Raw genomic sequence first — 14,467 nt, forward strand, 5'->3', positions numbered from 1 at the left:
TGTTTACCTCCACATCTGAAAGCCTCAGCTTTTTTCTACCATTGTCCTCGTCCTTTTTAACTTAAAGCAAAAATTAAATTCTTTTTTGTTTTTCAGTAGCATGAAAAAAATTGCCTTGCTTGTGGTTGTGTTGATTTGTCCTGCAAGTCTTGCAATTCCAGAAAAATTTAGCTGGCAGGATATAAATGGTGTTGATTTTACAACCCCAGTGAAAAATCAGGAGCCATGTCCGAGTTGTGAGGCATATGCAATTGTTGCTTCTCTTGAAACGATGGTTCAGTATAAAGTAGGATATCCTTTTGGATGCGATTTATCAGAAGCACATCTTTTTTTCTGTAGCGGTGGAACATGTAAATGGGGAGTAAATGTTACTGATGCAGCCAATTATGTTGTTAATTATGGAGTTCCAGATGAAGGTTGTTTTCCAGACCCTCATAGAAAGACGGATTCATCCTGTGATTCTATTCCTGGATGGGAAAACAGAACGGTAAGGATAAAGGAATGGGGATGGGTAAGTAATGATATGGAAAGTATTAAAAAGTCATTAATAGAACATGGTCCTCTTGTGATATGTATATATGTATGGGAAGATTTTATGCATTATAGAGGAGGTATATACACCCATAAGTGGGGTAGATTAAAAGGAGGACATCTTATAACATTGGTTGGGTATGATGATATAGAGCGATGCTGGATATGCAAAAATAGCTGGGGTAAAAATTGGGGGGAGAATGGATGGGTAAGAATATCATACGATGCAAATTTATTCATAAATAACTGTTACGGGGGGACTGGCATACTCTATTTAGAAGGAGTTTATGGAAATTTTATGCCGGATGTTCCAAAAATTTATATTGAAAAGCCAAGAAGGTATCATACATATATATTTGGAAAGGAGATCCCATCCATCTTTGGAAGAGTATTTGTTCAGGTTGGAATTCCAAGAGTTATTGGATTTACATATGTAGAAGCAAATGTAACAAATGCTGAAAAGGTTGAATTTTATGTTGATGGAAATTTAAAGGAAGTTGACTATGAGCCACCTTTTTCCTTTAAACTCAATGAAAAATTTGGATTGCATACAGTAGAAGCATTTGCATATAAGGGTGAGAATGTTTCAAAAAGCATAGTGGATGTTTTTGTGATTTAGATGAGTTTTTCAAAGATATTTATCCTTTTTATTATTTTTAATTTTGTATATGAGGCAAGTGGCAGTGTATTGATAAGTGAAGTATATTATTATGCCCGCCCTAACAGAAATAATGAATATATATGCATAATAAATTCTGGAGAAGATGAAATATCTCTTGATGGATGGTATATAACGATTGATCCATTAAAAAATTTCAGCGAGCAAAATAAAATATTTCTTCCAAGCATAAATATGGCAAGAGGAGAAAAAATTTATCTAACCCAGAATGGAACATCTTTTAAAATGGAAACTGGTTTTGAAGCTAACTATGAATGGAATGATTGCTCTTCTTTGCCAGATATTAAAAAATATGGAAATTTTGCTCTTTCAAACAGCGGAGAAATAATATGCCTGAAAGATAGATATAACAATACAGTTGATGTGGTTGTTTATGGAAATGCATCTTTTAACGAAGGATGGAATGGGAAAAGCATAGATGGGGTAAAGGAAGGAATTGTTTTAAGGAGAAAAGATAATATTGATACAAATTCAAGTTTTGAATGGGAATATAACAGAACATATATAATTGGTCAATCTGATTTTCCTCCATTCAAAGGAAAAGCAAGTAAAGCAAAAGTTTTTTGTTCCCCAGATTGCTCATATAGTTCAATTGAAAAGGAAATAAGAAATGCGAGTAAAATTCTTCTGAATTTGTATCTATTTACAAATCCATTTCTTGCTGATTTGCTTGAAAAGTCAAATGCGGATATAAAACTACTGCTCGATGGAAATGTTATTGGGGGAATACCAATGGAAGAAAGATATATTGCCTATAATTTAAACAAAAAGGAGCTTGTAAGATATATGATGGGCAATGAAAAAGAAGGCATATACAAAAGATATGAATATAATCATGCAAAATATGCTGTAATAGATAACAGCAGGGTTATAATAGCATCAGCAAACTGGGGCAAGAGCGGCGTGCCAGTCGATGCTTCTTATGGTAATAGAGAATGGGGGATAATAATTGAGGATGAAGGCATTGCAAATTTTCTTTCAAATGTTTTTGAAGACGACTGGAACCCCTCGATGCAGGACAGCATAAAATTCGATGAAAATAGCATCACGCACGGCAGGCCCCCGCGCGATTATTCGATAAGCTATTTTATTCCAGAGGGATATTATAGTCCAAAATTTAGTCCTCTGTATGTAAATTCTTCTTTTGCCTATACAGTCATTCTTTCCCCTGATAATTCTGAAGAAGAAATAATAAATTTAATAAATTCTGCAGAAAAAAGAATTCTTGTTGAGCAGAATTATATAGATAAAGAATGGAAAAATGGTTTAAATCCTGTATTGCAAAAACTGATTGAAAAAAATGAGAGCGGTGTTGAAGTCAGAATAATACTTGATCATTCATATTATGAGGAAACAAAAAAGAAGAATGAGGAAATAAAAAATTTTTTAAAAAATATTGAAGTAAAACTTTCTGATGATCTGCCAATTCATAATAAGGGTATAATCGTAGATGATAAAGTTCTCATCTCCTCTATAAACTGGGGTGAAAATTCTTTCAGGAGAAACAGAGAGGTTGGTATAATAATTGAGAGTGCCGAAATTTCTAACTATTTTGAAGAAGTTTTCTGGTATGACTGGAATTTTAAAATAGAGGAAAAAGATAAAATTAATTATGAATTTTTATTAATTCCTTCTCTATTCATAGGAACATTTATATTACTTTATCTATACTGGAGAAGATAAGATGTTAATTGAAATCATCATTATATTGATAATAATCATTTCATTGATTTATGGTTTTATAAAAAAAATTCCATTATCTCTTATTTTAATTCTACTTAATATCATAATTTTTATAGTTACGATATTTTACATAAATTTGATAGAAGAATTTGCCTTCGCCCCTTCCTATCTTAGAAATTCGCCAAAAATTTACACAATTTTTACTTCACTGTTTATACACGGTGACTTTTATCATCTGATATCAAATATGATTGGCTTATTTTTCATAGGTTTTCCTTTTGAAAACGTAGTAGGGCAGAAAAAATTCTTTTTGGTTTACATTTTATCAGGCATTTTTTCATCAATTGCATTTTCCGTTTTCAGTTCGGGCAATCATTATCTGATAGGTGCCTCTGGAGCAATTTTCGGCTTGCTTGGTGCGTTTGCAGCCCTTTATCCGATGAAAAGAGTGATCATGCCCCTGCCATTTATTTTTGTTGAGTTGCCAGTATTGCTTTTTGCGCTCATTTATGCTTCAATAGAGACAATTTATACATTTGCTGGAATTACTGATGGGATTGCTCACTCCGCCCATATGGGGGGATTTATTGCAGGAGTGTTATCCGCTCCATTTTTAAGGAGAAAATTCGTTTTTGAAAAAAGTTTTGATATAAATAAGCTTGAAGAATTACTCCAGAATGAAAGACAAAGGAAAATTTTTGAAAGAGCAAAAGAAGCAAGGGAAAAAGAAATTAGGGATGCGTGGATAAAATATCTTCTAAAGGAAATAAAATGTCCTTTGTGCGGGGGAGAAATTGAAATAAATGGGGCAATAAAATGCAAAAAATGTGGTTACAAAAGATAATATATGGCATACCCGACAATCGCCCCGGAGTTAAGGAAAGGTAGGCCCGGCTGGGGGGAGCGGGAAGCAAAAAAAAGGAGGGCGCTTAATCCAGCAATTGCCCCACATAGGGTAAGAATAAAACCATATACCCCATTCTGGAGATATGAGGCGGTTATGAGCATTCCTGGAATCACAACATCTCCGAGCCCCATATACATTGCATCCCTTCTTGAGTGCTTTTTAAATCTTTTTGGAAAAACTAAAAGCAAGGGTAAATTGCTTGAAATAGCATTTTTTGCAAGTTTAATCATGTGCTTTGTTTTATAAACTGATATAAAATCATATATTGCAAGGGCTAAAAGTAGAATTATTATATATGGTATTGGTAGAGATGAAAATATTGCTATTATACCAGATGCAAGGAAAATACCGAATATATTTATAATATACCATTTAGGATATTTTATCAGAAGAAAAATCATAAAAATTGAAAAAATAATTGAAAAAATAAAAGAATAATGGCTGTTTATAAAATGGAAAAAAGCATCAAATATGGAAATAGATGTAATAAAAAAGAAAAATAAGAAAATATATTTTACAAGCTTTTCTCTGTATTTTAAAATTAAAAGAATTACGAAGGTGAATATAAGTATTGAAGAAATTATTATAAAAATATTTGCAGGATTTTCTGGATTTTCTATTGTATAGCCTTCTTTATGAAATGAATCTGCTACAATACAGGCGAGAAATTGGGAAATTATGAAAGCGAAAATAATTCCTATCTGTGCAATGTATTTTTTCATAATAAATTCATTAATTTAAATATCGCCTCTAATATTTTCAAAAAAATATTCTCTCTGAAAATTGGTATTGAAATGCTCGCTGGCTCACTCCATTCACTTATTCCTCCATATTCATCCTTTGCTATAACTTTTACAATATAAATCCCTCTCTTTTCCCATGAATGAGTTGCATTTACAGTTTCATTTGCAATGAAGGGACCAATCCAATCGCTCACATTTCCATCTCCCCAGTTCCATTTATAATAAATTGCATCTCCTTCTGCATCAATTGCAAATGTTGAAAAAGAATATTCGTTTTTTATTCTTCCTTTGTTTGAGCCAGCTGGCTTCTGCGGCTTTTCTGGCGGGCTATTCACATGCAGATTTATGGAAGGGTCACCGAAAAGATTTAGCTGGTAGTAGCACCATCTCATCATCGAGCGATTTATTAAATATAGGTTATCCTCTTTTGAATCCTGATTTGCCTTGCCTATACTGAATATTTTCTCTCCAAAAATTGCATCAACAAACTCACGATGGTAGCGCTGCGAATCACCGTCTGTGCGATATGACCAGAAAAAGCCATAGCGAGCGTTCATTATGCAAGCAAATGCTCCATTCTCACTTTTTGTGAGATATTCTGCCATGCAATCGTCATAATCAAATGCCCCCGCATAGCAACCCTGCGAATAAATGAGGCAATATTTATTATTTTCAAGCCCTTCAACATCTTCCGGCATTAATCTCATGTTATAGTTTGTGCTTGAATGCCCGAGGTGATGTATCATATGGGTTCCTCTATTTATAACATTTAAAATATCTTCTTTATTCCAGTAGCCATCTTCACCATCATACAATTTTGTTATATTATAGCTTAAAGGTATTCCTTTTGTGCTATATCCGTCATCATTGCACTCTCCTATGAGTTGCTCAAGATAATTTCCTCCATAACTTGCAATTCCATAATCTCCAAGATATTCACCAGCAAGACATATTTCATTCAGATAAATCTCATCTATTTTTGTTTTATCATATTCTATTGTTTTTTCCACAAAATTTTTTGCTTCCTGCAAACTATTTACACAAGCCCTCCCAACATATACCTCTGCAATTAAATCTACATCCTTGCCATTCTCCCCATCTGTTGGCTCACCCCATTTATCATCCTTATCATAATTGAATGTCCCATCAAGACAAGCATAGTATAAATCAGTTGGCATAAAAGTTTCATAGGGGTCAACATTTTCATCAAGTCCATAAACCCATAGCATTTTTGCTGGAATAATATCTATATCCCCACCGAGCAAAACATATTCAATTCCATAGTTAATATAGGCATTTCTTATATAATCCCTTAATTTATCTGCATCATACCCAATATCTTCAATTTTTTCAACAATTGTTTTTATCCCCCTGCTTTCCTTATATTCTTTCAATTCATTAAAATTGCTTTCAAGTTTTTTATTTGTAATAATTAATAGCTCATATGATTGAGACAAATCATTCGTTTTATATGTATTTAAAACTTCGGGATTATCCACTTTTTTAACCACTTCTTTTTTATCCTTTTCAACTCCTCTGAAAAGAGGATTAACTTTTCCTTCGCATAATTCAACTTCAATTGTTATCTCCTTGTAGTAAAAAATTTCTCCAGAAGAAGGTATATATTGCACTGGATGAATGGCGAGCACAAGGATATTATAGCCCCTGAAAGAATATGTTCCTATTTCAGTAAAAATTTTTCCAGGATAAACATTTAAATTGAAATTTTTAAATGGAAAGATTTTTTCACTTCCTAAAGGAATGGATTTTTCAACGGGCATCAAATTATACCCCTTTCCAAGAGAAATTTTTTCTCCTGCAAATGCATTTATTTTTTTGACATATTTACCTTGGGGTAAAAGAATATATGAAGGGTATGCAGGCAGAGCGGGCTCACCAGAATTTCCATAAGTAGAAGATTTTTCCAGATATACCTCATCATATAAGATGTTATTGCACATAATTTTTTTTAAAACAGGTTGAGAAAATGAATATTTTATTTCCATTTTATCCTTTGCCAAACTTATGCTAGGGAGAAAAAGAAGTATTGCTAATATTATTGCAATTTTATTCATGCATTGTAAATAAATCTCAAATTTAAATATAACTAATTCATTTATTCTCATGATTGAAAAACCTCGCGGAACAAGGGACTTTCCTCCAGAAGAAATGAAAAAAAGAAGGGCAATTGAGAAAAAGCTGAGAGAAATATTTGAGAGATATGGATATGAGGAAATAATGACCCCCACAATAGAGCATCTCGAACTTTTTACCCTGAAATCTGGAGAAGGAATAATAGAAGAAACATATGCCTTTGAGGACAAGGCGGGAAGAAAGCTCGCCCTGCGCCCCGAGCTGACGGCGCCAGCCATGAGGATGTATGTTGAGAGGTATCAGATGGAAGCAAAGCCAATCAAGTTTTATTATTTTGGAAATTGCTTTAGGTATGACAGACCTCAGCAGGCGAGATACAGGGAATTCTGGCAATTTGGTTGCGAGCTTATAGGGAGTGAAACGCCGGAGGCAATTGCAGAGCTTATAGCACTTGCATATAACTCACTGAAAGAAGCGGGGTTGAAAAAAATTGTGCTAAGGGTAGGAAATCTTGATATTTTAAGGAGATTTCTTGATGGAATAGGGGGAAATTTTCCGGAGATAATGAGGCTTATAGATAAAAAGGATTTTGAATCGCTCAAGAAAAAAATTGATAAGTTTGATGAATTCATGGATTTTATAAAAATAAATGATTTAAATGAACTGAAATTTGAAGAAGCAAAAAGAATGAAGGAGATAATTGAATATATTGAAGTTTTTGGTATTCCATATAATATTGATTTGTCAATAGCAAGAGGTCTTGAGTATTACATTGGAACTGTTTTTGAAATAGATGCTCCCTCACTTGGAGCGGAAAAACAGATATGTGGGGGAGGAGAATATAGCATTGTCCCAATTCTTGGAGGAAAAAAAATTCCTACAAGTGGTTTTGCAATCGGTTTTGATAGAGTTTTGATTGCTCTTGAAAGAGAAAATTTTAAGATAGATGGAAATGGGGAAAAATTTTATGTAGCATATATAGGAGAGATGCTCAAGGAAGCTTTAAATCTTGCAAATAAGCTCAGAAAAAATGGACTAAGAATTGATGTTGAATTGATGAGGAGGAATATTTCAAAATCTCTTGAATTTGCTGATAAAAAAGGAATAAAAAAAGTAATTATTGTTGCACCGGATGAATGGAAAAAGGGAAAAATTATTTTAAAAAATCTTGAAAGCGGTGAGCAGAAAGAATTAAAAATTGAGGAAATTGAAAAGCATCTTATTTCTTCCTAACAATAAGGCGGTAGCCATCCTTTCCAGTGATAACAAGTTTCTCTCCTTTTTTAACATCTTCTTCAGAAATTGCATTCCATAACTCCCCTCTGAATAAAATCTTTCCATCTTTTCCAGCTTTTATATTTTCATATGCCTCGCATTCCTCTCCTATTAGCAAACCTATTTCTGGCTTCTTTCCCCATATTTTTAATATTTTGTAAATTATAAAAAGGAAGAATAAGATAAAGATAAGAATTATTGCCAGCGATATTGCTGTTGAAATTTTGGAGCAAAATATTAAGGGATAGAGGAATATTATAGCCACTATTAATGCAATAAATATCACTATTTTAGCCATCCTATTCCTTCTTTAATCCCTTTGCAATTCCGACCATTTTTCCAATTTCTGTTCCACCAGCAACAACTATCAAATTTTTCTCCCTTGCAATTTCAGATAAAGTTTGAAGTTCCCTCAACTTCATTGCTGAAGGGGATTTATCATATAATTTCGCAGCCTGTGTCATTTTTTCCGAAGCGAGATACTCTCCTTCTGCCATTATTATCCTGCTCCTCTTTTCTCTTTCCGCCTCAGCCTGCTTTGCGAGGGCACGCTGCATTCCTTCTGGAAGGACAACATCTTTGATTGTTACAGCAGTCACTTTTATTCCCCATGGGTCTGTCGCAAGGTCTATGGTCTCCTGCAATCTTTTATTAAGCTCATCTCTTTTTGAAAGAAGTTCATCCAGCTCAACCTGTCCAATTACATCTCTTAAAGTTGTCTGGGCAAGCAGGCCAGTCGCAATCATATAATTTTGAACCTGTGTAACCGCTTTATTGGGGTCAAAAACTCTGAAATAGACAACCGCATCAACATCAACAGATACATTATCGCGGGTTATTATCCTCTGCTTTGGCACATCAGCAACCCTAACCCTTAAATCTATCCTGATTGGCTTATCAATTATTGGAATGATGAAAACAAGCCCCGGCCCCTTCACACCCAGCAGGCGCCCAAGCCTGAAAACAACAATCCTTTCGTATTCAGAAAGAACTCTTATAGAGGATGCAATAATCGATATTATCACAAGCAGCAGAATAAATAGCAGGAAAATTTCTACAGGTGTCATAATATAGAAATGCAAATTGGAATATAATTTTATTGTTATGGTTTGCCAGTTTGCATCGTCCGTTTAAAATTTAACTCAGTTTTAAAATATTTTAAAAACCCTTATTTTAGCGGTTGCATTCTGTTGCATCCTATCATATGCAATAACTTTTATTTCATGATTTGCCACCGAAAATTCACTCCATACCCATGAATACGGCTCGCTTAAATCAGTAAATTTAAGCTGATTATCTATGTAAAACTCTACTTTTTCTATACCCAAGCTTGAGGTTGCACTTGCCATTATTGTGATTTTTCCTAATATGAACGGGGCATTCATTGGAATTATTTCTCTGTCCATGATATAGAGATAATTTCCTGGCTTCAATATACTAACTTCCAAAGTAGGCAACTTTTGCATTATTGCAAAAAAGCTGAATGAAGTTATATTTGCCCATAAATAATTTGCCTGTTTGTTTATGCCTTTATTTTCATACCATCCTTGCAAAAACCATTCATTTCCATCATATTTTAGAATTTCAAAATATTCTTCATATTCCTCATCTTCATAGTATATTGATATGTTTGCCCATCTATCTCCTTTTGCCTCTATGCATTTCCCTGTGTTCCTCCAGCCATCTGGCTCAGGCAATGAGGTTGCTAATCCACTAATCGTTAAATTTCCGGAATAGGTATTCAATTCTATTTCTGTTGGGAAAAATGAGGAAAATTTGCATCTATGCAAGTCATTTTTATTGCTTTCTGTAAAATTCAAATCTATTTCATAGTTTTCGAAATTGCAATTTGAGATATTATTTTCATCTGAAAGATAGAGATGCATCCCAACTGAATTATTATAAAAATAGCAATTTATCACGCTATTTTCATTTGAATGAAACATATAAAGTGCTCTGTAATAATACTGATTGAAGGAGGAGCAATTTTCAAATTTATTGCTGTTTGAAAACCATAAAATTATTCCATCATCATTTTCATAAAAATTGCAATTTTTTATTATATTGCTGAAAGAATTATCAAGAGCAATTCCATAATTTTCATTTCTATATGCACTGCAGTTGAATATTGAATTTTCCGAGGAGTTATAAAAATAAATTCCGTAATAATGGTTGTCATAAAAGTTGCTGTTTCTTATCTGATTATTCTCTGAATTGTTAAACCCTATTCCTAAAAGATTTTCATAGCAATTTACATTTTCAACTATTCCATTTGTAACATTTTTTAGGTATATGCCACATCTCCCATTGTAAATTTTGCAATTCCTTATGATAAAATAAACGCTCGTATTTTCTATCCTAATTCCATCCTCGCCGAGCGCATTTATCTCGTAATTCTGAATTACATATGGATTTTTCTGGCTCCCATCGCCCGCCCATCCCTCGCCGCCCGCCTGGCTTGCAAAATCTGAGTTTCCATTTATATGTATTGGAGCATGGGCTGAAGCATTTATAAATAAAAATAGCCCAAATAGAAGAATGAGCCAGATAGCATATTTTAATTTCATTTTCTCCTCAAAAAATAAAGCAGGCGCTTATTTAAATTTTTTCTACTTAAAAAATTTTGTAAGCCATAAAATTAATCCAGATATGAAAAAAACAATCCATAATAGGTAGAGATAAAATATTCTTCTTATCCACTTTGCTTTTTTTTCAGGAGTATCAAAAAATTTTCCTAATATTTCATCTTCTTCAATCTTCATATTTACCAAGCAGATATTTTATCCTTTTCCTCCTAAAGAAATCCTCTCTTTCAATTTCCTCAAGTTGCCTTTCTATATAAGAAATAGTATTTAAAAGGCGGGGTATGAATATATATTCAAGAGCATTTACTCTTCTTTTTGTTTTCTCTATCTCTCTTCCAAGCAACTGTATGCTTGCTTCTATTTGAGCTATCTCAACTATTTTATTCAGTAACTCTTCCGCTTTTTTAACAGATTCATCAAACTCGCTTGATGTTGAAAATAAACTGTAAGAAATTTCCTCCTTTTCATCCATACTGAATTCTGGAATGCTAACCCCCATAATATTTTTATTGCTTAAATTCAATTTTCTTTCCCTATAAATTGTTTCAGCAAGCCTTTTTACCTTTACCCCGCCTAATACCATTTCCGCTTTTATTATTGCTTTTAAAGCATCATCTATCAATTTTTCAAGCTCCTTTCTTTTTTCCTTCCTCTTTTTTATAAGATCAAGAAAAGAGGTTACAAGAGCATCTCTTTTTTCTGATAAAAGCTTATGCCCTTTAACAGCTAACTCCTTCCTCTTTCTGACCTGCAAAAGCTCCATCCTTGTTGGCTTAACATCTTCTATAACTTCCTTTGTCATGCTCTATAATATTTCTCTATGTACCTTTCATCTATTTTCTTAAGTTCGCTTTTTGGCAATATTGAAATAAGTTTCCATCCCAAACTGAGGGTTTCTTCAAATGTTCTATCCTCGTCTCTCTCCTGCCTGACAAATTTATCTTCAAATTCATCCGCAAATTCAAGATATTTTTTATCTCTATCAGTAAGAGCTTCCTCCCCAACAACCGCAACAAGGTCGCGTAAATCGCATCCTTCAGCATAAGCAGCATATAACTGATTTGATAGAGCATGATGGTCTTCTCTTGTTTTTCCCTTTCCTATTCCCTCCGCCATCAGGCGAGATAAAGAAGGTAATACCGCAACTGGAGGATATATACCTTTATTATGCAATTCTCTCGACAAAACAATTTGCCCCTCAGTTATATAGCCTGTTAAATCTGGAATTGGGTGGGTTATATCATCATCGGGCATTGTTAGAATCGGTATCTGAGTTATCGAGCCCTTCTTCCCAATTATTCTCCCCGCTCTTTCATAATTTTGTGCCAAATCAGTATACATGTATCCAGGATATCCCCTCCTTCCAGGAACTTCCTCACGAGCAGCAGATATCTCACGCAACGCCTCCGCATAATTTGTCATGTCAGTTAGTATAACAAGTACATGCATTCCCTTGCTGAAAGCGAGATATTCAGCAGTTGTGAGAGCGACCTTTGGGGCAATAAGCCGTTCAATTGATGGGTCATTTGCAAGATTTAGGAAAAGAATGCTCCTTTCTATAGCCCCAGTTTCCTCAAAATCTTTCATAAAAAAGTCCGCTTCTTCCGCAGTTATACCCATCGCACAGAAAATCACAGCAAAATTCTCCTGCCCTATTTTTGCCTGCCTTGCTATCTGGGCGGCAAGCTCATTATGGGGCAAGCCAGCGCCGCTGAAAATTGGCAATTTTTGCCCCCTTACAAGAGTATTCATTCCATCAATTGTTGAGATTCCTGTTTGTATGGGGTCGCGAGGATATTCTCTCGATGATGGATTTATTGGATAACCATTCACATTCCTTATTTCATCTGGTATTGGAGGAGGAGAGCCATCTATGGGAGAGCACATTCCATTGAATATTCTTCCTAACATATCAACTGTTACACCTATTTCCATCGGTTTTCCAGTAAAAATTACTGATGTATTTTTTACATCCAAGCCACGAGTTCCTTCAAAAACCTGAACCACTGCTTTTCCTTCAGCTGCTTCCAAAACTTGCCCTATTCTCTCGCCTTCTCCCTTTATTTTTACAATTTCTCCATATCCTACTTCACCAATTCCCTCTACAATGAGCAAAGGACCCTTTATTTCTTTTACTGTTGAATATTTTGTTGCTTCCATTGAGAAGTAATGTTTCATTATTTTTAAGTTTTATCAATGGAGGAAGCATCTCTGCCCGGTGAACACCATTATCAAGCCATGCTCATCTGCCGCTTCTATAACTTCCTTATCTCTTATTGAACCCCCTGGCTGAACAATTGCTCTAACTCCTGCTTTTGCAGCTTCATCAACAGCATCTCTGAAAGGAAAGAAGGCATCTGATGCCATTATTGAGCCCTTTATTCTTTCCTTTCCCTTATATGTTGCAATCCATACAGCATCAACTCTTGATGTTTGTCCTCCTCCTATCGCAACGGTGCTTTTATCCTTCACAAAAACAACAGCATTTGACTTGACATGCCTTACGCATTTTACAGCAAAAACCATGGAGGAAATATCCTCCTTGCTTGGCTTCTTCCTGCTCACAAATTCCCATTCTTTTGGATTTATTTTTTTAACATCCTTCTCCTGCAGAAGAAGCCCACCACACACACTTCTTACCTCAATTTCCTTTTTTCTTTTCTCTTTTCCTAACCTGCGTATCTGCAAAATCCTCAAATTTTTTTTGCCACTGAATAACTGCAGAGCTTCTTTGGCAAAAGAAGGAGCTATTATAACTTCTAAAAAAATTTTCATCATCTCTTGTGCAACTTCTTCATCAATTTTCCTATTTACTGCAACAATTCCTCCGTATGGCGAGTAAGTGTCGGTTTCAAAAGCTTTTTTCCATGCATCATTTATTTTTTCAGATGAGGCAATCCCGCAGGGAGTTGCATGCTTCACAATAACAGCAGTTGGCTCATCAAATTCCTTAAGACATTCAATTGCATGATTTGCATCAAGAATATTGTTATAGGAAAGCTCCTTTCCCTGAAGTTGAATTGCATTTGAAATGCATGCATAATTAAAATTTTCTTTTACATAAAAAGATGCTTTTTGATGAGGGTTTTCTCCATATCTCAAATCCATTTTTTTCACATAAGGAAGGCATAACATTGAAGGAAATTTTTTTTCATATTCTTTAACTATCATAGCATCATAATATGCTGTTCTCTGCAAAGCTTCAATCGCAAATTTTAACCTTATTTTTTCATCAAATCCCTTGCCCAAATATTTTTTTGCTTTTTCATATTGAGATGGACTCGATATAACAACAACTCTTCTCCAGTTCTTGGCGGCGGCTCTCACCATTGCGGGTCCGCCAATGTCCATTTCATCTATGCCTAACTCATATGGGTAAAAGTTGCAGACAACCATATCAACTGGCTCAATTTTGTTTTTTTTCAATTCCTCTATTTCCTCATCTCTTGCGAGAATTGCTGAGTGCAATCCTGTGCTCAAAGTTTTTATTCTCCCTCCAAGCAATTCTGAAAAACCTGTATAGCTTGAAACACTCTCCACCTTTATTCCTTTTTGCTCGAGATATTTTCTTGTTCCATCAGATGCATATACCTTAACTTTATTTTTTAACAATTCCCTGCAAAAATTTTCAAGCCCACTTTTATCATAAACACTTACAATAGCAACTTTTGGCAACATTTTTTTCATGATTAATAAAAATCAATAAAAAAACTTTTCGTGAGCGGGCTCGAGGGGATTCGAACCCCTGGCCAACAGGTTAAGAGCCTGCTGCTCTACCTAGCTGAGCTACGAGCCCAGTAAAAAATAAAAATGGATATAAAAATTTGTCTGAAGGTGTAGAGGCACTTTAAGAACTTGAAAATTTGAAAAATAAGAAATGCTATACAAACTAATAGAATTAGTTAGAAAAAATATTTTTTTCTGGAAAAAGAAAAAGATAGAAATTATGATTGCCATCATTCTTTACTAT

13 protein-coding genes and 1 tRNA gene are annotated in these 14,467 nt (G+C 34.3%); 4 read left to right on the forward strand and 10 right to left on the reverse strand.

Annotation, left to right across the window (positions count from 1 at the left end):
* Positions 1-100 precede the first annotated feature (100 nt).
* The 3 genes from H5T45_01585 to H5T45_01595 are packed head-to-tail and all read left to right on the forward strand — an operon-like array spanning position 101 to position 3,737.
* Complete coding sequence (locus H5T45_01585) at positions 101-1,150, forward strand: hypothetical protein (GenBank protein ID MBC7128408.1); 1,050 nt, start codon at positions 101-103, stop codon at positions 1,148-1,150.
* Complete coding sequence (locus tag H5T45_01590) at positions 1,151-2,893, forward strand: lamin tail domain-containing protein (GenBank protein MBC7128409.1); 1,743 nt, start codon at positions 1,151-1,153, stop codon at positions 2,891-2,893.
* A gap of 1 nt (position 2,894) precedes the next feature.
* Positions 2,895-3,737: a rhomboid family intramembrane serine protease gene (locus tag H5T45_01595; protein ID MBC7128410.1), complete on the forward strand. Its 843-nt coding sequence runs from the start codon at positions 2,895-2,897 to the stop codon at positions 3,735-3,737.
* Here the strand turns inward: H5T45_01595 and H5T45_01600 are convergent.
* Both H5T45_01600 and H5T45_01605 read right to left on the reverse strand, forming a co-directional pair.
* Positions 3,725-4,522: a hypothetical protein gene (locus H5T45_01600; GenBank protein MBC7128411.1), complete on the reverse strand. Its 798-nt coding sequence runs from the start codon at positions 4,520-4,522 to the stop codon at positions 3,725-3,727. The two genes, H5T45_01595 and H5T45_01600, sit on opposite strands and share 13 nt — an antisense overlap.
* Complete coding sequence (locus H5T45_01605; protein ID MBC7128412.1) at positions 4,519-6,618, reverse strand: PKD domain-containing protein; 2,100 nt, start codon at positions 6,616-6,618, stop codon at positions 4,519-4,521. Before H5T45_01605 ends, H5T45_01600 begins: the two co-directional genes overlap by 4 nt.
* 49 nt (positions 6,619-6,667) lie before the next feature.
* Here H5T45_01605 and H5T45_01610 point away from each other — a divergent pair, with 49 nt between their 5' ends.
* Positions 6,668-7,870, forward strand: coding sequence for a histidine--tRNA ligase (locus tag H5T45_01610; GenBank protein MBC7128413.1), 1,203 nt, complete (start codon positions 6,668-6,670; stop codon positions 7,868-7,870).
* Here the strand turns inward: H5T45_01610 and H5T45_01615 are convergent.
* From H5T45_01615 to H5T45_01650, 8 genes are all read right to left on the reverse strand, one after another.
* Positions 7,857-8,210, reverse strand: a complete 354-nt coding sequence (locus tag H5T45_01615) for an NfeD family protein (GenBank protein MBC7128414.1) — start codon at positions 8,208-8,210, stop codon at positions 7,857-7,859. The two genes, H5T45_01610 and H5T45_01615, sit on opposite strands and share 14 nt — an antisense overlap.
* 1 nt (position 8,211) lies before the next feature.
* Entirely contained in the window at positions 8,212-8,979 is a 768-nt protein-coding gene (locus tag H5T45_01620) for a slipin family protein (protein ID MBC7128415.1), read from the reverse strand.
* 81 nt (positions 8,980-9,060) lie between these two features.
* Entirely contained in the window at positions 9,061-10,479 is a 1,419-nt protein-coding gene (locus H5T45_01625; protein ID MBC7128416.1) for a right-handed parallel beta-helix repeat-containing protein, read from the reverse strand.
* Between the two features lie 42 nt (positions 10,480-10,521).
* On the reverse strand, positions 10,522-10,674 hold the full coding sequence (locus tag H5T45_01630) for a hypothetical protein (protein ID MBC7128417.1): 153 nt from the start codon (positions 10,672-10,674) through the stop codon (positions 10,522-10,524).
* Positions 10,664-11,299 carry a V-type ATP synthase subunit D gene (locus tag H5T45_01635; GenBank protein ID MBC7128418.1) on the reverse strand — a complete coding sequence of 212 codons (636 nt, stop codon included), beginning with the start codon at positions 11,297-11,299 and terminating at the stop codon, positions 10,664-10,666. The genes H5T45_01630 and H5T45_01635 overlap by 11 nt, the downstream gene beginning before the upstream one ends.
* A complete protein-coding gene (locus H5T45_01640) occupies positions 11,296-12,657 on the reverse strand; it encodes a V-type ATP synthase subunit B (protein MBC7128419.1) in 1,362 nt (453 codons plus the stop codon). Before H5T45_01640 ends, H5T45_01635 begins: the two co-directional genes overlap by 4 nt.
* 33 nt (positions 12,658-12,690) lie before the next feature.
* Complete coding sequence (gene purH / locus H5T45_01645) at positions 12,691-14,175, reverse strand: bifunctional phosphoribosylaminoimidazolecarboxamide formyltransferase/IMP cyclohydrolase (GenBank protein ID MBC7128420.1); 1,485 nt, start codon at positions 14,173-14,175, stop codon at positions 12,691-12,693.
* A 44-nt stretch (positions 14,176-14,219) separates the two neighbouring features.
* Positions 14,220-14,293: transfer RNA gene (locus H5T45_01650), tRNA-Lys, on the reverse strand.
* Positions 14,294-14,467 lie beyond the last annotated feature (174 nt).

This window comes from Thermoplasmatales archaeon, from assembly GCA_014361245.1.
Taxonomy (GTDB): Archaea; Thermoplasmatota; E2; order UBA202; family JdFR-43; genus JACIWB01.